Below are 21604 nucleotides of genomic sequence, written 5' to 3'. Positions count from 1 at the left end.
GCACGCACAAAGGAGTAACCCCGTGGACGTAACCGACGTCGAAGAAGACACGATCCGACGGTTGTGTCGCGAGGTTTCCGACGAGCTCGAAGCGCTCACCGAGCGCGCGGTACAACAGATTCGCAGCGAACTCCCGGCCTACTCCGCGGTACCAGTGGCCGAGCAAGGCAACTACATCCGCAAACAGTTGTCCGCAATGCTGTGTGCCGTCGCCGAGAACGAAACGATCACCACAGAAGACACCGACCGAAACCGCGAACTCGGGCGCCGTCGCGCGATGCAAGGGCTCCCCCTCTCCGATGTCATCGAGACCTATCACATTGCATCTCGTGAGCTCTGGGACACGATGGTCCAGCGGTCCACGAAACCAACACACGAGCTGCTGCAAGCAGGCGGCAAACTTTGGGACCTCGTTCACGCCGCGACGAGCGCAGTCGCAGTCGGACACTCCGAGGCAACGCGCAGCGAGCAGGCCATCCGCGCCGGCGTTCGATACCGATTCTTCGAAACACTGCACAGTGCAACGGATATGGAACTGAGCAACGCCCGAGAGCTGGCACAAACCCTCGGATTCGATACACAGAAATCGTTCCAAGCACTGTCGGCCGTCGAGGACGAATGGTCAGAAGCACAAGTGGAACACCTGCAACGAACCCTGGATTCCGTGCATGTTGTCGCGCATTGCAGTCGACATGGCTCCCGAGTAATCGTGATGTGTCAGGGCGAACCAACCGAAGTCATCCACGCAATCATGCGAGATCATCCACGAACGTCACTAGGTATCGGGATGCCCCGGGTCGGGCTCGTCGGCGCAGCTCAAAGCATCACCGACGCCGAGCGCACATTGCAGTTGGCGACAGCGCCGGGCACGACGGTCAGTTTTGCCGACGAATGGCTCATCGCCACTCTTGCCACCCACCAGGACGAGCTGCTGCCGCTTCTACAGGCCGGGGCATCTGTGGCCGAAGAGCACTCACATCTGATGGACGCCGTCCGCGCCTTCGCGCGAAGCGGGTTCTCTGTCAGCGCCGCCGCCCGTGACATCCACCTACATGCGAACTCTGTCACCTATCGACTCGACCGCTGGCAGCATCTGACTGGATGGGATGCGCGAACCCTCGACGGCCTGATGAAATCCATGGTGAGCCTCGAATTGTTTCATCGTAAAACGCTCGCCAAGATCTGACACCGAACACAGTCCGCTTTTCCTCGGCACACTGAACCGCGCCCGTGCTTGTCACGCGGGGTCGGAGTCGAGTCGATTCCGAAGCCAAGCACCCATATCTAGCGCAGCACGCCGGGCAACAGGCGTTGGATGGTTTGTAAATCCATGCGGGACATCAGGATAGAGACGCAAGTCGACGTCGTTTCCGGCCGCCGACAGTCGCGCCACCATGGCAAGGTTCTCTGCCAGGACCACGTCTTCTGATCCAACGACAACGAGGGTCGGCGGCAGGCCGCTGAGGTCGCCGAATGTCGGAGAAATATCCGGAAGAGTGCGATCATCGACATGGCCGACGTAGGCTTCGATGAAGTATTCGTCGCTGATGGTGCGGCCCGCGGGAGTCTGGGCACTGACGTCGTACGTGCCCGCTTCCAGCACCGCACCCGAAAATGCCTTGGCCAGACCTCGATCACGAAGGCGCAGCAACGTCGTCGTCACCAAGGTTGCTCCCGCCGACATGCCACCGATGGCGAGCCTGGTCGTCCCGAACCGTTCGGCAGCGACCTCAAGCAGCCACAAGGCGACTGCCTCACAATCGTCCGGCGCTGCCGGCCAAGGGAATTCCGGTGCAAGCCGGTAATCGACGGTAACCACTACCACCCCGACCTCGTCGGCAAGTCTCATGCTTCGGGCGTCAACGCTGGCCGCTGAACTCATGTAGAAACCCCCACCCGGAAGATACAGATAGACCCCGTTGACATCGCCGTCTTTCGGAGTGACTACGCGTACCGAAACGGATCGGCCCTCGATGTCGAGTGTGTGTTCAACAGCCCGGCTCGCCGTGGGATCAACCACCCTGGATGCTCGCACCACAAGCAGTTCCTGCAGGGAACTCGGACCGACACCGGCAGGCCGCGACGCATAGAACGCTCGCGTACTCGCCAAATCGTCACGAGGCATTTGTTCGATCAGATCAGTCAATGCAAGCTTCACCAGGGCTCCCTCGGGTCGAGACTTGTCGACAATGATGACACCTCCAGCAGGAGCACGTGTCCGACGTGTTCTCGGCAACGCGGGGCCGTGACAGGTATGAGCAAACCGCGCCGGAAAGAGGTCTTCTCACGCTAGCCTCAACTCGGAATTGGACGTTTGTCTAGAAAGGTCGATGGATGCGTGCGCTGTTGCTTGCCACCCTCGCAATCCTGGTCCTCCAGATTGCAACTCCGGCGGCGAACGCTGCACCACCGGATCCGGGCTGGACTCTCCCCCAACTGACCGTCGCAGATCGAACGATCAAGGACGTCGACGGACGAACGGTGTTGCTCCGCGGCGCGAACGCCAACGGTCTCAATGACTACGCAACCAACGGCACCGGTCTACCCACCGTTACGCCGCTGGGAAGAACGGACTTCGCGCAGATGGCAGCGCTGGGCTTCAACGTCGTCCGGCTCAACGTCGCGTGGTCCCTCCTGGAACCGACCCGCGGTGCATTCGACACTGCGTACGTCGACCGCGTTCGAGTAGCGGTCGAGGATGCAAAAGACCACGGCATCTACACCGTTCTCGACATGCATCAGGATGCATGGGGCCCGTACGTCGGCACTCCGAGCGACCAGTCGTGCCCGTCATTCATGCGGCCGGGAGTCGGCTGGGACGGCGCACCCGAGTGGGCAACCCTGACCGGCGGATGGACAACCTGCAACATCGGTGGACTCAGGGAAGCCGCACCCGCGATCGCCCATGCCTTCCAGGCGTTCTACGACGACGAGCAAGGAATCCAGAGTCGCCTCGTCGCGACGTGGGCGCGGTTGGCTGCCGAGTTCAAAGACGAACCAGCTGTAGCCGGATACGACCTGTTGAACGAACCGAACCCCGGCCTGCGCGATCCATTCACGGCAGCTGATCAGATCGGGCAGTTCTACAAGCGGGCCACCGACGCCATCAGACAGGCCGAAGCAGGAGGATTTCCACACCTCGTGTTCTTCGAGCCCAGCGCGATCTGGTCGGCTTTCGGCCTCGACGCGCTGCCTCCACGCCATTACCTGACCGATCCCCTGGTGGTCTTCTCGCCACATCTCTACAGCGAATCGATAACGGTCAGTAGCGAATTTCCCGGAATCGAAGACGGATTCAAGATCGCCGACCTCGCTGCCGCCTGGTACGACGCACCGTTGTGGACAGGTGAATGGGGTTGGTTCGGCGACGCCGACGAGCAGAGAGCAGACGTCGACCGCTTCGTCGATGCCACCGACAGGTACCGGATGGGCGGCGCGTGGTGGTCGTGGACACAAGCGTGCGGTGACCCCCACCCGGTTCGCGACGGCAATACCCACCAGCCGCAGGGAAATCTGAATCGCATCGACTGCCCGTCCGGTGAATCACTCGGGCTCGTAGAGGGATTCGCCGCGCCACTCTCGCGAGCGTATCCGCGGGCAGCGCCCGGCTCGCTGACGGAGGTATCGCGTGACGGGTTTGACGGGAGCGGCACCGGACGGGTCGAGGCCTGGTACCCCGGCACCGACCGGCCACAGCTCGAGACCACGAATCTCTCCGACGTCCGACTGTCCCCGATCGAGGGCGGATGGCAACTGATCGGTCACGCCGACGGCGACTACGCGGTCAAGCGCGCCTGATCGAACGATCATCCGGGAATCGCGCGTTCACACCACGCGAAAGAGCGGGTATCAGAAGATTCCGCCAATTCCCTTGCCGATCAGAACAACTCCGACGACCAAGATCAACACACTCATCACCGTGGTGTTGTTGTCCTCGAGCCAGACTTTGAGATAGGCCAATGGCTTTCGCAGGCGATCAGCAGCCACCAGGTATCCGATGACCGGGATCGCGACAGTTGAACTGGCGATGACCGTGAATACGAGAATCGAGGTGATCGCTCCGCTGGTCGCCAACGACGCCGAGCCGATCGACACTCCGGCCGCGATGCACATGAGCAGGTTCTTCGGGTTGATCGCGGCGAGCGCGAATCCAAGGCCCAATCCCTTGACCGCGGTCATCTCGTCGACGGCTTGCATCCACTTCGGTGTTTCGTGCTCGCCGCTGCGCCCCCGCCACTGCTTGACCCCGACGGCCAACAGGAGGACACCGAGAGCTAGTTTGATCCACGAAACCGTGGCGGACGGTCCGTCGTCTGACGTGCTGACGGCACTGGACAAGATGACGAAAAGAACTGTAGCGATGAAGATTCCGAGTAACCAGCCCACCGCGAACCCGGCGCTGGTGCTACCCGCTCGCTTGGAGAGCAACATCAAGATAGTGGCGATGACGGCCACCGGCGACACGGCGACACCGACGGCCAATGGGAGAAGTTCTCCGACAACGGAACCCATGTCAAAACTCATTTCTGATTGCAGCAAGCAGGATAGGCGGTAGGCGAGAAAAGGCGCCCCTGTCCGCCACGGCGGACAACAGAGCACAGCTGATACCGCTGCGCGACAATGCTGACACTGCGAGCGCCTGCGTAGTTGATGCCTCATTCGAAAGGGATGAGTGCCTGAACCGCAGGCCTCGATTCCCCACCGAAGATCGCGAAAAGACTTGGCTAACGGTGTGTCGGCTGCGCTCGCAGCAGAGCGCAGCCGACATCATCGAGGAGGATCACCAGACACAATCTCGAGTAGTGACCTCACGCGTAAAGACGGGTTACTTCGCGCAGCCACTGCCCTCGAACACGAGCTTGGACGTATATTGCCCGTCCGGCAAATACTCTCCCATCACGGCCTTCTCGTCGCCGGGCGTCTTGGTATCGTGTGCAGCGTGGCTGAAGTCCTTGGCCGGCAGCATGTTCCGCATGATCAAGAGGGAATCGTCGGGATGCCCTGCGCCGTCACCGGCCGGCGAGAGCGAAAGCCATGACACCCCACATTCCTTCGTAGCGTTTGCGGGTCGGTCTTCAGGGAGCGACGCGACAATCGTGTAGCGACCATCCGCATCAGTGGCCATCTGCTCGTCGAACAGACACGTCGCTACCTTCGTCGTTGCCAGCGATTCATTGCTGCACATCGACCAGAACCGCATGTCGACCGCGCTGTCGAGATTCTTTGCGCCGCCTGTAGTCTTCGGAGTCCTCGGCAACTCTCCCCGAAGTACTAGAACTTCGCCGAACCCACGGTTGACTTCGGCTGTGACGTAGCTGTTGTCGATGTTGGAGTACTGCCCGCCCACCCGCTGGGGTGTGCCATCGCATTTGCCGAGATAGGTACAGCCGAGCGTGAACTCGGCGCTGTAGTACGCCCGCCAGACTGGTGCCTGCTCGGAAGGGAATGTCGCAGGCTTGCCCGGTTGGTCACGCAATGCCTTGTACGTGTCTAACGGCAGCGAAGCCGGCTTCAAGATTCCGTTGTCCGCACCGACCGCTGAACACAGATCCTGCCCCCGCAGCACTTGACCACCGGGAAGGTGCAGCTCTGGCTCAGGCAGTCCTACGCCGCCGGTGAGATCACGCCCAGTGTCCGGCAGGTAGATGCGATAAAGCAGGCTTATCCGGTCCTGACCTGGCACACCGGCATACAAGGTGTTGGGTTTCGGCTCAGCAGGTGAGGCCTCGTTGAGGACGGAAGCCGTGTACGACCTGGCACCTTCGTTCGCTCGATCGGCACCGGGAAGATAGGTATTGCGCGAGCCTGCGTCCGGAGCAGTCGAAATGTCATTGAGGACGGCGGTCGGCATCGCGGTTGCCGCGTTGTACGAGTTCAACGACTGATAGCGAGCATGCGCATACTGCCCTCGGATAACCAACTCGGCGTTCTCGGGGATTGTGAACTGCGCAGCCCAGTAAATCGCCGCAGTGTCAGGAAAGGCGTAGTTGAGCTGTGGGTCCGCGCGCTCGGGATTGATCGGCACGGACCAGAAGCAGGTCGACACCGGATGCTCGACGTCCGGTCCGCCGGATCCGAAATCGACAGAACCAGATTCGGATCCGCTAGCCGAACCGGTTCCTGATCCGGATCCGCTCGACGAACCGAAATCGACAGATCCGACCGCCGGCGCGGCGACCGCGGACCCAGCCCCGGCAAATACAGTGATCGCGCTCAGCGCCACCGCAGCTACGAGTGTTCTTGATGAATGCATCGCGCTCCTTGTTAGATAGCTGACAAACAGTGATAGAACGATCTAGAGCGAGTACTCCCGGTCCAACGACGAGAGACCGTCACGAGGTCCGCACTCCGCACTACTACTTGGTGGGTTGAAAGTCGTTCGTCAGAGCGCCGCGAATCGCGTCGGTGTCCGACTGAGACCAGTTGTCGGGGTGCAGGATCCGCGCCCACATGTCCGCCGCCTCGGCACCGTAGTTGTGCCCGTGACCTGGCGGAACGTCCGCCGAGAAGACCATGTCGAGTGTCACCTGCCAGAATGTCACGAACGGTATCCACGTCATTCCCGGATCGACATCACGGCCGAGAGGCTCGGCAAGCCAGTCCGGCTTGTTCAGAAGCAGGTCGAAAGACCACCAGACAATTGGGTCGCTGGCGTGCTGCCAGTACACGACGCGTGAGTCGTTCCACGGCGCATCCAGTTCGAGATCCTCCGGATAGGCAGCGAAACGAATCGACTGCCCGTCGTCGATCACCGGCACGGCTTCCCGTGAGCCGGAGTCACGACTGCTGGTGATCTCCTGCCATTGAGCGGTGAAGTTCGGAGTCCCCGACCACAACGCCCCATCCACCCGCGTCGCCATGTCCTGTGCTCCCGCGAACGCGGCCTGTCCCCCGTACGATCCGAGGCTCTCGCCGAAAACGACAAGCTTGGGGCGCTTGTCGAGCGGCAGATCGATCCACTTCGCATAGACAGAGTTGAACAGCGCCCGGCCTGCGGCCATCGGGGTTTCGCGATCGGCGATGAATGCCAAAGGGCTGGGAAGGAACGAGTACTGCATCGCCGCGATGGCGGTGTCGCCGCCCTGGACGTATTCGAAAGCGGACGCCACGTCGTCGTTCACCCAGCCGCGGCCGGTGGTGGTCACTACTGCCAGGACGGCACGGTCGAAGCCGCCGGTGCGCTCGAGTTCGTTGACGACCCGCTGCGCGACACCGTCGACGGAATCCGACGACTCACGGCCGGCGTACACGCGGATGGGTTGCTTCGCGTCCAGCCCGGTCAGCGCGGAAATCTGCACCGCAGACGGCCCGCTACCCATGAAGGTGCGACCCTCCTTGCCCAGCGAATCCCATGCCTCGGCAGACATGGGTGAACCACTGCGTTCGGCGATCAGAGGCTGGTCGATACCATCGGGCGTGTCGTTGTCCGCGCCGGAGAAACTCCAGTTCGCAAAAGCGATGAGCCCGTTGTAGAGGGCACCGTTGACGACGAAGATCGCCAACGCGAAGACGACGACCAAGCTCGCGACTTTCGCTGCTTCCTTGGGAACAAACCGCAGAGCAACGGCAGCGAGTCCTCTGGTGAGATGCCGCAGACCGCGACCCACCTCCAACAAGATCAACCACACCACCAGCGAAATCAGCAGCACCAGAAGATAGTTCGCCCGGTTCACGCGAGGCGCCTCGACCAGATCACGGACGATCTGCTGCCACCACGAACCCAAGATCAGAAAAAGAGGCACCAATATCACTGCCAGTACGGCGAGTACGGCCCAACCGATCCGCTTGGTCCGGTCCGACCATCTCGGTTCGACTCCGCATTTGCGGATCATCCACGCCACGCTCACACCGATGCCGTACCCGGTGGCGACGGAAATACCGGTTGCCACGCCCTGCAGGTACCACGCGCGCGGTAAGAGGGACGGGCTCATCGAGAGGACGAAAAACACCAGACCGAACGACAACCCGACCGAGTGCAGTGTCTTGCCGTAGCGCCGCACACCTTCCCACACACGTTTCATGCCCGAATCGTAAGTGCGCCAGAAAGATGAAATGCGCCTCTCATCCCTTTCGAATGAGGCGCGAACTACGTCGGTGGAAAGTGTTCGCTATTCCGCGTCATGCACCGAAAAGCTTCGACCCAACGGCAATCACGGGCGAACACCGGTGGTGCGTTGACAGATTTCACACACGCGATTCCGCGTACACTGTGTGGGGTCAATCCACTCAGCACGTACAAATTCGGCGCGATTCTCATGGCGGCAAAACGAGGAAACCTACCGATCGAACTGAGCAGTTTCGTCGGTCGCCGGTCCGAGGCCAAAGAAGTCCGACGCCTGCTGTCGGACTACCGGCTCGTGACCCTTACGGGCCTGGGTGGGGTCGGCAAAACCCGCTTGGCGCTCCGTGCCGCCGATGATTCCTCCCGTGCGTTCCCCGGGGGCGTCTGGTTCGTCGACTTCAGCGAACTGCGGGAGCCGGCACTTCTCGATCAGACGATTCTTGCCGCACTCGGAGTACAAGACCGATCTACGCGGTCACCGCGATCGGTACTGATCGGCCGTCTCGTCGACGAACGTGTCCTGCTTGTTCTGGACAATTGCGAACACCTCATCGGCTGGGTGGCCGACACCGCCGCCGAACTCCTCCGGTGCTGTGCCCGATTGGCACTTCTGGCGACCAGCCGAGAACCGCTCGACATTCCCGGCGAGATGGTATTACGGGTGCCGCCTCTGCGATTTCCCACCGAGGCGCCGTCGCCAACCGACACCCGTGATGGTGATGCGATGATGCTGTTCGAGCAGCGGGCACGTTCCTCCGTGACGGACTTCCGCATCACCAGCGAGAACAGCGCGGCTGTGGAGAAGATCGTCCGCCGGTTGGAAGGACTACCGCTGCCGATCGAGTTGGCGGCTGCCCGACTGAGGGCGATGTCGGTCGATCAGATCCTGCAAAAACTCGACGACCGCTTCCAACTGCTGACGCGGGGCAGCCGGAACGCTCCAGCGCGTCAACAGACGCTTGCACAGAGTATCGACTGGAGCTTCGATCTGTGTACGCCGCCGGAGAAGTCGTTGTGGGCGAACTCGAGCGTATTTGCGGGTAGCTTCGATCTCGGGTCCGTCGAAGGAATTCTCGCCGACGAAGCACAGAACGACGACTTGGGCGATCTCGTGATGTCCCTTGTCGACAAGTCGATCCTCATCCGTGAACAAAACGGCTCGTACGTCCGCTACCGCCTACTCGAGACTCTTCGCGACTACGGGCGTGAACTGGTGTCAGTCGACGAGTGGGTCTCGCTGCAGCGCAGGCACAGTGAGTGGTTCAGGCAACTCGTCTTCCGCGCCGGAGTCGACTGGACGGGGCCGCACCAAATCGACTGGATGACGCGGATCGACCGCGACTTACCCAACGTGCGCACCGCGTTGGAATTCGGTCTGACCGAACCCGACTCGGTCGAAGCCACATTGCGTACCGCAAGTGCTCTGCATGATTACTGGCTTGCACGTGGTCGATTCAACGAAGGTCGCTACTGGTTGGGTCGCGCCCTGGCCGAGGTGCCCGAACTGACCGAGGGCACTCTCGGTGACGCGGTAGTCGAGGCCGCCGCGACAGGCGCACTGCTGGCAGCCCTCCAACGAGATATCGCTTCGGCGACAAGCATTGCCGAAGAGGCTCGGCGACAGGCCGAGATGCAGCGGAACGACGACGGACGCATACTGGCGCGGTACACGCTCGGATTCGTCGCGGTCGCCGACGGCGATCTCGTGCGCGGCGCCGAGTACCTGGAGCAGGCTGTCGCAGCATTCCGGGCAAACGACGACATCGCCCGTCTGGTACCCGCACTCTACTGGTTCGCCTTCGTCGTCGACGCACTCGGCGAAACCGACCAGGCTGCAAGCATTTACGAGGAGGAGTTGGCCCTCACCGAATCGCGCGGCGAAATCTTGTGGCGGTCGATGACGATGTCGGACTACGGATCCGCCCTGTGGCGTCATGGCAACCACGCTCGCGGTATCGAGCTACTCGAAGATTCTCTCCGATTGCTTCGAGGGCTGGGTAACCAGTTCGGATGTGCATGGTGCCTCGAGGAAATCGCGTGGACGCTTGTCGACCGGGACGCAAAGCTGGCAGCCACACTGATGGGAGCTGCCGACACGCTGTTCACCGCCACGGGCAGCCCGATGGACACCTTCAGGAGCATGGTCCCGTACCACGAAAACAGCTTGACCGAGGCTCGTAACCGGATCGGAGACAGGGTGTTTCAAACAGCATTCGATCATGGACGAGCTCTGACTCTCGACGACGCAGCGGCCCGCGCGCTGAGAGAGCAACCGCCCGGTGGATCACCGAAATCGGCGGCCGACGAAGTGCTGACTCCGCGGGAGCAGCAGGTGGCCGAACTCGTCGCACAGGGCCTGACCAACCGAGCAATCGCGGACAAGCTGGTCATTTCTCAGCGCACTGTCGACGGCCACGTCGATCACATACTGAACAAACTGGGGTACGACTCGCGCACCAGGATTGCGGCCTGGGTGCTCCAGCACACAAACGACTTCCGCAACCCTTCGACCTCGTGACGGTCGGTGTCTTCGATCGATCGCGGCGCGGCGGGTAACCCGGCCGAATCCTGTCGCAAGAATCCGACCGTCGAAAGTTTTCTCAGCCTTCGTGATCAGCGAGAGTCCAGTGTCCCGCACCGCGCAGTTCGAGTTGTCGATTGTGAAAAACGTCGAGAGTGCTGCGATGCCCGACGCTGACAATGATGCTGTCGGGCAGTTCACGGCGAAGGATGTCGTAGAGCGTGTACTCGAGGCCTTCGTCGATTCCGGATGTCGCCTCGTCGAGAAATGCGGTTCGCGGTCGGATCAGGAGGACTCGGGCGAACGCCAACCGTTGTTGTTCGCCCGGCGACAGAATTCGAGTCCAATCAGCCGGCTCGTCGAGCCGACCGATCAAATGTGCGAGATGCACCTCGGCGAGCGCGTCGTGGAGCCTGCGGTCGTCGAAGTTCGAGCGCCCGGTGTTCGGCTGACCTGAGGGCAACTGGTCCGGATATGCCAAACCCGCGCGCAGAGAACCCAATGGTAGGTATGGCCGTTGTGAGAGGAACAGGACGTCTCCGACCGGGGTGGTCACGGAACCGTTTGTGTACGGCCACAACTGCGCGATGCTGCGGAGCAGCGTGGTTTTGCCGCTACCCGACGGACCCTTCACCAGCAGTGCATCGCCGGGCCCCAGTGACATGTCGCGTTCGGAGATCAACGCCTCACCAACCGGCGTGCGCACGTCGAGTCCCCGAACAACCAAATGACTGCCAGCGGAGAACGCGTCGAGCACGGGAAGTGCGCGGGCACGTCGATTGGCATCGGCGAGCCCGGTCAAACGGATCAGTGTGGCCCGGAAACTTGCAAAATCGGCATAGGACTCTCGAAAGAACGACAACGAATTGTGCACCTGGCCGGATGCTTGAGCAGTTTGCATCACGTCGCCGAAAGTGATCTGCCCGCTGAACAATCGAGATCCCTGGACCAGAAACGGAAACACCACCGCTGTCTGATCCACTGCCAGATTGAAGCCACTGAACTTGAGCGTCCGGAAGACGATCGCCCACATATTGCGGATCACTGCAGCAAAACGTAGTCCGAGCGTGCGTCGTTCGACGTTCTCTCCGCGATAGAAGGCGATGCTTTCGCCGTACTCCCGTAGTCGAACCAACGCGTACCGGAAGCTGGCGCCGAGTTTCTCGTTCAAGAAGTTCAGCATGATCAAAGGCCGGCCGATCCAGAACGCGAGTGCCGTGGTCACCAACACGTAGATGTAGACGAGAAAGATCATCGCTCGCGGAATCTCGGCACCGAAAACAGTCAAGGGACCGGACAGATCCCACAGGATCTTGGTGAAGCTGACGATCGAGACCATTGCGGCGACGGCGCCCATGGACAACGTGCGGGACGACGTCGCGAATGCGGTGATGTCTGCCTGAATACGTTGGTCCGGATTGTCGACCGGGTTCTCCAGGAAGTTTCCGCGATAGTAGGCGCGGCCGTCGAGCCAATCGTCGGTCAATGTGTCATTGAGCCAACTGCGCCAATTGATATAGAGTGTTTGGCCTACCAGGTAGACGACGAGTGAGCTAGCGACGTGGACTGCGGCCAATATCGCGAACACTCGCAGGTAGTGCCAGAAAGCGGTTTCGTCGAGGTTCTGAATGGCGTCGTAGAAATCCTTGTACCAGTACGAGAACAACACCGTCACGCGGACACCGAATATCGTGAGCAGCAGCAGTAACGCGAGAATCGACAGCGGAATGACGGTGCGCCGGGGATCGAAGTAGGGCCAAGCCATTCGCCGAAACTGGTTGCCCCAGACGGTATACCGAGCAAGCAGCAGCGCGGTGACGACGAGAACCACTACCGTGATCGCATATGCCTCTGCCAACCACAGTGCGCTGTCCGTTACCGCGCTACCCCAATTCACCGTAGCCTCCGTCCTGGAGGGGAACTGACGATCACATATCGGTCGACAGCATTCGGTTCGCGATCCGCAATCCCGAGTCTTCCGCGGCATCCAATGCACGTGATTGCTCTGCCGTTATCCTGTCGCACACCCAATCCCAGTGCATCGTCACCACAGCGCCGGGGACGGGCATCGCCGCAAGCGCGTTGCCCTCGACCCTCCACCGCACTCTCTGCCTTGCCGGTCGGCCGCGTGCGAGTTGCTCACCGTCGAACTCGAGCGGGGACGAAACCACCAATGCATGCTCCTCGCCGACGTCCTCGACCACTCCCCATCTGATCCGGCAGTTCTGGAGGACGGACAGTGGGACCGCACCGCGCTTCCGAAGAAGCTTGACCCACGGATACACCAGAAATACGTGAAAACTGTGGTGCGCGAGCGCGCGGTCCCGACCCCCGAGGACGGGGAGGAACCCGGTGTTCTCGCGTTCACCGAATGCCCCCCTCAAGTGCTGTAACAACTTCCCCGAATCGAGAGAGTCGAGGAGATCACCTCCCACCCAATAGGCTTCGATCACTCGCGAATCCAGGGGGTCGTCGATGCCCGCTCCTACAGCCAATGCCTCGAGGTACGGCCACGCACCGTCGAATTGACGAGCGTGATCACGGTCGCCGCTGCCCGAGTTGCCGCTGGCCAGACGAAGCAGCACTGAAGGATCGTCGGGTCCGCAGTAACCCAACTCGTTCGGCGGATACGCGTAGCGGGCAAACAACGCCGGCCCGTTCATACCGACGGCAGTCATCAGCAGATCCGAGGAAGTTGTTCACCTGCCGGCAAATCCACTACCCGATTGCCTCCCAATGCCGTACGCGCCACCACCATTGTGCGATGTTCGGCCACGCACTCCCCGATCACGGCGGCTCCCACACTCAGTGGATTGCCGTGCATCGCTTCCAGAACCAGGGCGGCATCTTCGCGTGGAACGAAAGCGATCAACTTGCCCTCGTTTGCGACGTACAACGGATCCAAGCCGAGTAGCCCACAGGCGTCGCGCACGTCAGCGGGAATCGGCAGATCTCGCTCCACCAGCGCAACCCCGATGTTCGACGCCTGAGCGATCTCGTTGAGGGTCGCGGCGACTCCGCCCCGCGTAGGGTCGCGCAGGACGTGGATGTCGACACCGGTGGCAATCATGTCGGCCACCACGCCGTTCAGGGCCGCACAATCACTGCGCACTTCGGTCCCGAATTCGAGACCTTCGCGACAACTCATCACGGCCACGCCGTGAACGCCGATGTCGCCGCTGACGATCACGACGTCACCCACTTGTGCGCGAGTGGGGCTGATGTCCACCCCGTCTGCGACAATCCCGATTCCTGCGGTGTTGATGAAGACTCCGTCGCCGTGACCGGCATCGACGACCTTGGTATCACCTGTCACCAGCCGAACGCCGGCAACGTGCGCGGCCTCACCGAGCGCCTTCGCGATTCCCGCGATGTCGGTCAGTGCCGTCCCTTCTTCCAGGATGAATGCCGTCGACATCACCAATGGCTGCGCTCCAGTCATCGCCAGGTCGTTCACCGTTCCGTTGACAGCGAGATCGCCGATAGTTCCGCCGGGAAACACCATGGGTTTGACGACATACGAGTCGGTCGAGAACGCGAGTCGCACCCCGCCGACGTCGAATACGGCCGAGTCACCGAGTTCTGCATCGGCAGCGCTTCCGAACGAGGGCAGGAACAGGTGCTCGATGAGCTCGGCGGACATCGCTCCTCCACCACCGTGCCCCATGACGATGTTCGGCGAATCACGCAGCGGCAGTGGGCAGACCCACGCCGACAAGTCCACGACAGCGGTCTCCTCAGCCGGCATGACCCGCCTCCTGAAGTTCCAGGCGCCGGTACAGGTAGTACGCGGCGCACGCCCCCTCGGACGACACCATCGTGGCACCGAGCGGATTCCGCGGAGTGCATTCCTTCCCGAAGGCACTGCACTCGTGTGGCTTGATCAAACCTTGCAACACTTCTCCGGAACGGCAGACGCTCGACTCGTCAGTGTGGATATCGGTCACCGAAAAACGCTCTTCGGCATCAAAATACGCATACTTCGGTGCCAGCTGCCAACCGCTGTCCGGGATCGATCCGATGCCGCGCCACGTCCGGTCCGACACGGCGAACACATCCTCGAGCATCGCTTTCGCTGCGGTGTTGCCCTGCGCGGTGACGGCACGGGCGTAGGCATTTTCGACCTCGTATCGACCCGATTCCAACTGCAGCACCGTCTTTCGGATGCCCTCCAGCAGATCCAGCGGCTCGAATCCGGTGACGACGATCGGGACCTTGTACTTCTCGGCCAGCGCCGGGTACTCCGACGTTCCCATCACACTGCACACATGCCCGGCCGCCAGAAATGCCTGCACGCGGCACTCTGGCGAATCCATGATCGCGGCCATCGCCGGCGGGACCAGAACGTGCGAGACGAGTAGCGAGAAGTTCTCGATACCCAGGCGATTGGCCTGATAGACGGTCATGGCGTTGGCCGGCGCGGTGGTCTCGAATCCGATCCCGAAGAACACCACTTGCCGGTCCGGATTCTCCTTGGCGATAGTCAGTGCATCCAACGGTGAGTACACCACCCGCACGTCACCGCCGGCGCTCTTGATGCGGAACAGATCCGACGAACTCCCCGGAACTCGCAACATGTCCCCGAAGGAGCAGAAAATGACATCGGGTCGTGCCGCGATTTCGAGAGCTTTGTCGATGATCTCGAGCGGGGTGACACAGACCGGGCATCCGGGTCCGTGGATCATCTCGATCTGTTGGGGAAGTAATTGATCGATGCCGTGTCTGATGATCGAATGTGTCTGACCACCACACACTTCCATGATCGCCCATCGCCGTGTGGCCAGCGCACGGATCTGATCCAGCAGTTTGCCGGCCAGTTCCGGATCGGAGAACTCGTCCAGATATTTCATGATTCCGTCTCCTTCGGTTCGATCCCCGCGGCCCGGGCAGCCCTTTCGAACCCGTCACCGAATTCCTCTTCCAGTACGCCGAGGTGCTCGAATTCCGCCAGCGTGCTGCGAGCGGATTCCTCGTCGAGTCGCTGGATGGCAAATCCGACGTGCACCACGACGTACTCGCCGACTTGGGCGCCCGGAATGTACTCGAGGCACACTTCTTTTCGGACGCCACCGAAGTTCACCACCGACATCGTCGTTCCGTCGCGTTCCTCCAGGGACTCGATACGTCCCGGTACGGCTAGGCACATGACACAACTCCTGACCTCATGACGAACTCCCCACCAGCACTTGGCCGTAGGCGAGACCGCCGTCGTTCGGCGGCAACTCCAGTCCTGTCAACGGCGTGAATCCAGCGTCTGAGAGCAGAGCACACGCCCGAACGAGCAGTAGAGGGTTCTGAAAGACACCTCCGGTGAGTACTACCTCGTCCACTCCCGCCAGTTCCCGGCCACGAATTGCCCACTCGAGCACCAGGTGCGCTACGGATTCGTGGAAACGGGCGCCGATCACTTCAGCGGGCAACTTCTCCCGGAGATCGCGGACAACAGCCCGAATGACCGACCGCGGATCTGCTGTCCACGAATCGTCGTCCGACTGCGTCCAATCGAAGGTGTACCGCGAACCGGCGCTGTCGACTCCCCTCGACACCCCCTCCAACTCGATGGCAGCCTGCGCTTCGTAGTCGACCCTCTGACGGACCCCGGTCAGCGAGGAGACTGCGTCGAACAACCGCCCCATGCTCGAGGTGTCCACGCACCCGAAACCGGTTTCCATCTGGTGAAGTAGGACCGACTGCTCTCGGGGCGGACAGGCTGCCACGGGCGCGAGGTCGGATTCCCAGTCCAACCCGGCATGCCACAGGTGGGCGAGCGCCATTCGGTACGGCCGTTCCACTCCGGCATCGCCACCGGGCAGCAGTACGTATCCCAGATGCGCGAGACGGCGATAACCCTTGTACGTCGCCAGCAGTAGTTCCCCTCCCCACACTGCGCCGTCCGCCCCGTAGCCGGTGCCGTCGAACGCTATTCCGAGAACTGGTTCGCTCCCGTCCCGGCCGTTCTCCCCCATCACGGAAGCCACATGTGCGTGGTGATGCCCGACGATGCGCACCGGTCGGTCACCACTACGACTGCGAGCCCACGAGGACGAGCGATACCGAGGATGCTCGTCACAGGCGATCTGGTGCGGCACCACCCCCGTGATCGATTCGAAGTGACTCTCCGACGCAGCAAAACTGTCGATGACAGCGAGGTCGCCCATGTCTCCGATGTGCTGACTCGGCCACACATATCCGTCCTCGGCAAGACAGAAGGTGTTCTTCAGGTCGGCCCCGACCGCCAAGGTAGGCGGTACGTCGAACGGCGCGGTGACGGGCAGCGGAGCATATCCGCGCGAGCGACGAAGCAACTGTCTTCCACTGCCGACTATTCGCATCACCGAGTCGTCACACGGCATCAAGATCGGACGGTTGTGGGTCAATACCCCGTCGGCCAGGTCACCCAATCGTTCGAGATCGTTGTCGGAGTACAGAATCGGCTCACCGCCGATGTTCGCCGATGTCATGACCAACACCGCTGGGCCCGCCTCTTCTCCGGCCAAACCCAGAAGAAGATGCTGAATCGGGTTGTAGGCCAGCATGATTCCGATATCCGGAATGCCGGGGGCAATCAAGGGGGAAAGCGCGTATCCAGACGCTTTGGCAACCAGCACAATCGGGCGCTCGCGCGAGGACATGGCATCAGCCTCGGCATCACCGACCACACCCAACTCTCTGGCTTCTGGCACATCGCGCACCATCACCGCCAACGGCTTGCTTGCTCGATGCTTGCGTTCACGCAACTCGTGAACCGCGCGGTCGTCGCGGGCATCACAAGCCAGGTGAAATCCTCCGATTCCCTTGACAGCAAGAATCTTCCCGTCTCGCAGTAGGGATCGGGCTCGTAGCAGTGCACCCTCACCGGTCACGGCGGGCGCGTCCCCTTCCACGAACGATAGCGTTGGACCGCACTGCGGGCAGGCAATCGGTTGCGCATGAAACCGGCGGTCGGCGGGATCCACGTACTCCGCCGCACAGTTCGCGCACAACGGGAATCGCTTCATCGTCGTAGCGGCCCGGTCGTAGGGCAGCGATTCGATGATCGTGAATCGCGGACCGCAGTTGGTGCAGGTGATGAATGGATGACGATATCGCCGATCGCTCGGATCAGTCAGTTCCCGGAGGCAGTCGTCGCAGATCCCGACATCCGCCGGCGCCAAGGTTCGCCCGACCGACCCCGCATCCGTCTCGACTATGCGAAACCCCTCACGACCAACCGGCCGCGAGTCCTCGCGCTCTACCGACTCCACCCGTGCCAGCGGTGGGGGGCGGTTTCGCACCCGAGCGACAAATGCATCGATTGTCTCTCCGTCGCCTTCGACGTCGATCACGACACCGAGAGCAGAATTTCCCACCGAACCCGACAGTCCCAGTTCGGTGGCGGTCGCATGGACGAACGGCCGGAAGCCCACCCCCTGGACTACGCCACGAACGATGACACGGCAGGCGATCTTCATGTCCCGACCTCGCCGTTACCAGTATCGGAGTCGACTACCTCACCGTCGTGGCCACCACGGCCCATCAGTTCGAGGCCGGCCCGAGCATGGCGAGCTCCCTGCTCGTCGACCTTCTCGACTGCAAAGCCCATGTGGATCACCACCCAGTCACCTGCCGTGACGGTGCCTTCGTCGAGCATTCCGATGTTGACCTTGCGTGGTGCCCCCTCCACGTCGACGAGAGCGAGTTGACCTCCGTATCCGTCCAGTAGTTCGCGTACCCGTCCCGGAATCCCCAGACACATGACTCACACCTCCGGCCCCAGTGTGGTGGCATCACAGTCCACGTCGATGGACCGGACGAGTGCCAGCACCGCAGAAGCGGCTTGCCTTACCGAATCACGCATCTCCGCACTCAATCCGATTCCGTCGCCGATCGATTTCGCATGTGCCCCCACCACGAACGTCCGCGGGAGTGTTCCGCCGAGGGCCTGCAGGCTGGCAAACACCGAACTCGGATGCATCGAGTGCGCGTCGAAACCTCCTTGCGGGCCTTCACTTTCGGGGTCCACTTCGATGATCGCGAGCTTGCCCGGGACTCCGGTCGCCGGTAAGGCATCGATCAGGACCAGGGCGTCCCACGACTCCAACAAGTCGTACGCCAGATGCACGCCCCGAATCCCGTAGTCGACCAGGTGAGCTCCCGATGGGAGATTCTCATGCTGCAGCGCCCGAACAACTTCGGGGCCGAATCCGTCGTCTTCGAGAAATATGTTTCCGACACCTGCAATCAGCACGCGCACAGCGCTTTACATCTTTCGCATTCGCAGATAGCGCTGGATGTCCGGCATCGACACCACCAGGACGATCGCGGCTGCGATCGCGGTGGCGCCGAGAAGTGCCGTCGACAGCAATCCCATGCTCCTCATGGCGAGTTCTCCTCTCGATAGCTGTGAAGTTCGATAGCTGTGAGTACGTCACGCGCTGTCGCGCGGCATCGGCTCTATCTCGTCCGGCGCGAAGTACAGGTAGCGGCCGTACCAGTTGTGCAGATCGGCGGCCGGATCGTCCAACAGTGTCACCCCAACATGAATGTCGCCGTCCACGTCTTCATGAATGGTGGCGACGTGGGCGATCCGGCCGTCGAAGAACAGGTCCTGAGCATCAGCGCGGCGTGAGGGGTGGAGCCGAACTGTACTTCCACCAGAGACACGGACGCCGTTGATCAGAACTGCGTCGGTGCGTGGTTGGACACTGGTGTCGGCTTCCGGGGTCCACCAGTCCACACCGTCAGGCACCTCGGGTATCAGATCAGAACCGGCGTGCGGATTTCGCAGCACACCGTGCAGGCCGGCTAGATCGTCGTCCGTCAATCGCTCACATCGGTCGATGATGTCGGCAGCTCTGGAGTCGGTAGCTCGCGCCCGCGCCTTTTCCTCGTCGGTCATGGCAAGGATTCTCAGGGTGAGAATTTCGTCGATCTCGGTCGAGTCGAAGAGAGATCCCTCGCTCTGCGGCGCAATCTCGGGAAAGTCGTACAGGATGATCGGTGACACCAGAACGGTGGGAGATGTGCCAGGGTGAGTGGGGTCCTCGGTCCCCGCAAGCACCGGATAACAGCGATTTTGCCGCAACTGCTCCGAGTGATCTGCTTCTTCGAACAACGACAGGAACCTCGAGCCTGTGCAGTTCACAATGACGTGAGTCCCCAGCATCGATTGCGCGGTGGCCGTGCCCTTGTCCCGTGCGTCGACGCTCGTGGCGTTCATGATCGTCACGGAAATCACCGTGCGTCCGTCCCCGGCGGAGGCGCTCACTGCCAAGAGGCCATTCACCGGAAGCCGTGTCCGAACGATCCGTCCGACCACCCTGCCCCGAGAGTCCGACAAAGTCTCTCCTTCGACAACTCCGGCCGCACAGAAGGTTTCTTCGACGCCGGCCTCGAGTTCGTCCAGACCCCACGGACCCAACACGATCTCGGACTCGGTGGCTTCGTCCCACGAGATCGACTCCCGCTCGCCGACTACCAACCGATCGACCGGGATCCACGCCCCGCCGGCGCCGAGTCGTTCAACCGTCCGCGACTGGTGGTGCAGAAATCTCACAGTCGCAGAAACCTCGACGCCGTTCCGCTCGAATTCGCCGAGCAGACATTGCGCGGACATCGACGGTTCCTCGCCGACTCCGACCTCGGCGGCGCCGGGCGGTCCGAGAACCCCGAACTGCCAACGGGATTGATTCTTCGCCGAGCCGGCCCGGTAGGGATAGAGAAGATATCCCTCGTACAGGACGGCGTCGGCCACGGCCCGAACGTCGTGATCCATCCCCGTTCGAGTCATCGCGGCACCTGGCTCGCCGTCAGCAACTGCCGCACGGCTGAATCGAGGTCCGTGAGGCCGTGCGCTGCCTTGAACCGCACGAGATCGGCAATCGTCTCATGGTCGAGGCGTACCCAACCAGACGCCGGATAATGCGCAGCCATCAGCTGTTTCCACACGTCGACCGGCAATTCGTAGGCAGCAGATCTGTCCCACGGGATCTGCTGCACGGAGAAACCACGCGGTCCGTCGGTGAATACCGTGCCGCTCAGTAGAACCACGATCGGAATCGTTCCGTCTCCGAGTGCGTGCATGTACTTCGACGCCGTCACCGAGAAGTCGTACGTACACGCCATGGGCAAGGCCGCGACCGTTGTTCCGGTGAATCCTTGAACGACCGTGGAACATTCCATCCACAGGAAGGTGCGCAGCGTACTCGACCAACGCTCCCGCGGACCGAAGAGATCGCGCAGACCTTCGCCTTCGGCGTCGGAGTACGGTCGGCGGTGTGGTTCGATTCGTACCTGCGCGCGCAGAGCCACCGCACGGACGGTCGTGCCGGTGGATTCCGACATTCTCAATCTCACCGTCAGATTCGGCGTAACCGCGTACGGTTCCACCTCCATGTTGTCGATCGAGAAGTCGAGAACAGTCATGCCGACCTGCTTCGCGCCTCGACGCGCCCGAAGAACTCGTCCACTGCGCGTGCGGCATCCTGGCCACCGTCGAATCCGCGCCACACGGTGCGCAATCGTCCCACCAGTTCGTAACAGGCGTCGATGGGAACAACGAAGCATCTCGGCGATTGTCCTGACGTGGGCACCGACACGATCAACGCCTCGACGTCGGCCCGCATCTGCGCGAGCCCCGGATTCTCCTCGAGCACAGTCTCGAACGAGTCGATGGGCAACTCGGATTCGGTAGCTCCGGCCGGTCCCGGATAGAAGACTATGTACTTGTCGAGGAGTGAGTTGCGGAAGAAGAATGCCAGGCCGACGGGGATTTCCAGAGACTCCCACCGGCCAGGGCCGAGGTCGAAGTCCGGAAACTCGAGGTACCGATCGGGAACCGCTTTGTATCGAAGGTCCGCGTCGACCGGCGCAAAGAGTAGATAGCACGGTCGGCACACGCACATCAGGCTCCGGACCTGTACGTCCACGACGTGCTGGTGTTCGTCGCCTATGCCCGCCGCACACATCTCACACCTCGGTCCGGTCGGAACGACACGCGACGAGGCGATTCGTGTGAGCACCTCTCCCACAGTGACTTTCAT

At 61.7% G+C, this 21604-nt stretch carries 19 protein-coding genes; 3 read left to right on the top strand and 16 right to left on the bottom strand.

Annotated features, from left to right (window positions below):
- The first annotated feature begins 22 nt into the window (after positions 1–22).
- Positions 23–1186, top strand: a complete 1164-nt coding sequence (locus ACBG85_RS12615; RefSeq protein ID WP_063316732.1) for a CdaR family transcriptional regulator — start codon at positions 23–25, stop codon at positions 1184–1186.
- Positions 1187–1237: 51 nt separating this feature from the next.
- Here the strand turns inward: ACBG85_RS12615 and ACBG85_RS12610 are convergent, their stop codons facing one another.
- The gene (locus tag ACBG85_RS12610) at positions 1238–2158 is read right to left on the bottom strand and encodes an alpha/beta hydrolase (RefSeq protein WP_372027624.1); all 921 of its coding nucleotides are present in this window, start codon (positions 2156–2158) and stop codon (positions 1238–1240) included.
- Between the two features lie 176 nt (positions 2159–2334).
- On the opposite strand from ACBG85_RS12610, the gene ACBG85_RS12605 reads away from it, so the two are divergent.
- Complete coding sequence (locus ACBG85_RS12605) at positions 2335–3798, top strand: glycoside hydrolase family 5 protein (RefSeq protein ID WP_065455650.1); 1464 nt, start codon at positions 2335–2337, stop codon at positions 3796–3798.
- A 51-nt stretch (positions 3799–3849) separates the two neighbouring features.
- On the opposite strand, the gene ACBG85_RS12600 is transcribed toward ACBG85_RS12605, so the two are convergent.
- From ACBG85_RS12600 to ACBG85_RS12590, 3 genes are all read right to left on the bottom strand, one after another.
- Positions 3850–4512 (bottom strand): GAP family protein, encoded by a 663-nt coding sequence (locus ACBG85_RS12600; protein WP_058038672.1) that lies wholly within the window; start codon positions 4510–4512, stop codon positions 3850–3852.
- Positions 4513–4825: 313 nt separating this feature from the next.
- The gene (locus ACBG85_RS12595; RefSeq protein WP_372027621.1) at positions 4826–6253 is read right to left on the bottom strand and encodes a hypothetical protein; all 1428 of its coding nucleotides are present in this window, start codon (positions 6251–6253) and stop codon (positions 4826–4828) included.
- A 103-nt stretch (positions 6254–6356) separates the two neighbouring features.
- The gene (locus tag ACBG85_RS12590) at positions 6357–8021 is read right to left on the bottom strand and encodes an alpha/beta-hydrolase family protein (protein WP_063316543.1); all 1665 of its coding nucleotides are present in this window, start codon (positions 8019–8021) and stop codon (positions 6357–6359) included.
- Positions 8022–8174: 153 nt separating this feature from the next.
- Between ACBG85_RS12590 and ACBG85_RS12585 the strand changes: the two genes are divergently transcribed.
- Positions 8175–10580 carry a LuxR C-terminal-related transcriptional regulator gene (locus tag ACBG85_RS12585; protein ID WP_372027619.1) on the top strand — a complete coding sequence of 802 codons (2406 nt, stop codon included), beginning with the start codon at positions 8175–8177 and terminating at the stop codon, positions 10578–10580.
- An 82-nt stretch (positions 10581–10662) separates the two neighbouring features.
- Here the strand turns inward: ACBG85_RS12585 and ACBG85_RS12580 are convergent, their stop codons facing one another.
- Genes ACBG85_RS12580 through ACBG85_RS12525 form a run of 12 tightly spaced genes read right to left on the bottom strand, consistent with a single transcriptional unit; the run spans position 10663 to position 21604 of the window.
- Entirely contained in the window at positions 10663–12480 is a 1818-nt protein-coding gene (locus ACBG85_RS12580; RefSeq protein WP_372027617.1) for an ABC transporter ATP-binding protein/permease, read from the bottom strand.
- 31 nt (positions 12481–12511) lie between these two features.
- Positions 12512–13261 (bottom strand): DUF6390 family protein, encoded by a 750-nt coding sequence (locus ACBG85_RS12575; protein ID WP_372027615.1) that lies wholly within the window; start codon positions 13259–13261, stop codon positions 12512–12514.
- On the bottom strand, positions 13261–14331 hold the full coding sequence (gene hypE, locus ACBG85_RS12570; protein WP_058038669.1) for a hydrogenase expression/formation protein HypE: 1071 nt from the start codon (positions 14329–14331) through the stop codon (positions 13261–13263). The genes ACBG85_RS12575 and hypE overlap by 1 nt, the downstream gene beginning before the upstream one ends.
- Complete coding sequence (gene hypD / locus ACBG85_RS12565) at positions 14321–15433, bottom strand: hydrogenase formation protein HypD (RefSeq protein WP_042450712.1); 1113 nt, start codon at positions 15431–15433, stop codon at positions 14321–14323. The genes hypE and hypD overlap by 11 nt, the downstream gene beginning before the upstream one ends.
- The gene (locus ACBG85_RS12560) at positions 15430–15729 is read right to left on the bottom strand and encodes a HypC/HybG/HupF family hydrogenase formation chaperone (protein ID WP_003942168.1); all 300 of its coding nucleotides are present in this window, start codon (positions 15727–15729) and stop codon (positions 15430–15432) included. The genes hypD and ACBG85_RS12560 overlap by 4 nt, the downstream gene beginning before the upstream one ends.
- A gap of 16 nt (positions 15730–15745) precedes the next feature.
- A complete protein-coding gene (gene hypF / locus ACBG85_RS12555; RefSeq protein ID WP_050655148.1) occupies positions 15746–18034 on the bottom strand; it encodes a carbamoyltransferase HypF in 2289 nt (762 codons plus the stop codon).
- The gene (locus ACBG85_RS12550; protein WP_007735086.1) at positions 18031–18318 is read right to left on the bottom strand and encodes a HypC/HybG/HupF family hydrogenase formation chaperone; all 288 of its coding nucleotides are present in this window, start codon (positions 18316–18318) and stop codon (positions 18031–18033) included. The genes hypF and ACBG85_RS12550 overlap by 4 nt, the downstream gene beginning before the upstream one ends.
- A gap of 3 nt (positions 18319–18321) precedes the next feature.
- The gene (locus tag ACBG85_RS12545) at positions 18322–18816 is read right to left on the bottom strand and encodes a hydrogenase maturation protease (protein ID WP_047271381.1); all 495 of its coding nucleotides are present in this window, start codon (positions 18814–18816) and stop codon (positions 18322–18324) included.
- 6 nt (positions 18817–18822) lie between these two features.
- Positions 18823–18942, bottom strand: coding sequence for a hypothetical protein (locus ACBG85_RS12540; protein WP_003942178.1), 120 nt, complete (start codon positions 18940–18942; stop codon positions 18823–18825).
- 48 nt (positions 18943–18990) lie between these two features.
- Complete coding sequence (locus ACBG85_RS12535) at positions 18991–20352, bottom strand: hypothetical protein (protein ID WP_064444499.1); 1362 nt, start codon at positions 20350–20352, stop codon at positions 18991–18993.
- On the bottom strand, positions 20349–20987 hold the full coding sequence (locus ACBG85_RS12530) for a DUF6084 family protein (protein ID WP_007735081.1): 639 nt from the start codon (positions 20985–20987) through the stop codon (positions 20349–20351). The genes ACBG85_RS12535 and ACBG85_RS12530 overlap by 4 nt, the downstream gene beginning before the upstream one ends.
- The gene (locus tag ACBG85_RS12525) at positions 20984–21604 is read right to left on the bottom strand and encodes a DUF5947 family protein (RefSeq protein ID WP_042922570.1); all 621 of its coding nucleotides are present in this window, start codon (positions 21602–21604) and stop codon (positions 20984–20986) included. The genes ACBG85_RS12530 and ACBG85_RS12525 overlap by 4 nt, the downstream gene beginning before the upstream one ends.

Origin of the sequence: Rhodococcus sp. NyZ502, assembly GCF_041464245.1 — a bacterium.
In the GTDB taxonomy this organism is placed as follows: domain Bacteria; phylum Actinomycetota; class Actinomycetes; order Mycobacteriales; family Mycobacteriaceae; genus Rhodococcus_F; species Rhodococcus_F qingshengii.
The sequence above is the reverse complement of the archived record's forward strand: the minus strand, read 5'-3'. Positions and strand labels throughout refer to the sequence as shown.

Bases quoted from the DNA above. Each gene is read 5' to 3' on its own strand.
- hypD (WP_042450712.1), bottom strand. From the start codon at position 15,433: ATGAAATATCTGGACGAGTTCTCCGATCCGGAACTGGCCGGCAAACTG.
- hypE (WP_058038669.1), bottom strand. From the start codon at position 14,331: ATGCCGGCTGAGGAGACCGCTGTCGTGGACTTGTCGGCGTGGGTCTGC.
- ACBG85_RS12525 (WP_042922570.1), bottom strand. From the start codon at position 21,604: ATGAAAGTCACTGTGGGAGAGGTGCTCACACGAATCGCCTCGTCGCGT.
- ACBG85_RS12575 (WP_372027615.1), bottom strand. From the start codon at position 13,261: ATGACTGCCGTCGGTATGAACGGGCCGGCGTTGTTTGCCCGCTACGCG.
- ACBG85_RS12535 (WP_064444499.1), bottom strand. From the start codon at position 20,352: ATGACTCGAACGGGGATGGATCACGACGTTCGGGCCGTGGCCGACGCC.
- ACBG85_RS12540 (WP_003942178.1), bottom strand. From the start codon at position 18,942: ATGAGGAGCATGGGATTGCTGTCGACGGCACTTCTCGGCGCCACCGCG.
- ACBG85_RS12595 (WP_372027621.1), bottom strand. From the start codon at position 6,253: ATGCATTCATCAAGAACACTCGTAGCTGCGGTGGCGCTGAGCGCGATC.
- ACBG85_RS12590 (WP_063316543.1), bottom strand. From the start codon at position 8,021: ATGAAACGTGTGTGGGAAGGTGTGCGGCGCTACGGCAAGACACTGCAC.
- ACBG85_RS12530 (WP_007735081.1), bottom strand. From the start codon at position 20,987: ATGACTGTTCTCGACTTCTCGATCGACAACATGGAGGTGGAACCGTAC.
- ACBG85_RS12600 (WP_058038672.1), bottom strand. From the start codon at position 4,512: ATGGGTTCCGTTGTCGGAGAACTTCTCCCATTGGCCGTCGGTGTCGCC.
- ACBG85_RS12605 (WP_065455650.1), top strand. From the start codon at position 2,335: ATGCGTGCGCTGTTGCTTGCCACCCTCGCAATCCTGGTCCTCCAGATT.
- ACBG85_RS12550 (WP_007735086.1), bottom strand. From the start codon at position 18,318: ATGTGTCTGGGGATTCCGGGACGGGTACGCGAACTACTGGACGGATAC.
- ACBG85_RS12560 (WP_003942168.1), bottom strand. From the start codon at position 15,729: ATGTGCCTAGCCGTACCGGGACGTATCGAGTCCCTGGAGGAACGCGAC.
- hypF (WP_050655148.1), bottom strand. From the start codon at position 18,034: ATGAAGATCGCCTGCCGTGTCATCGTTCGTGGCGTAGTCCAGGGGGTG.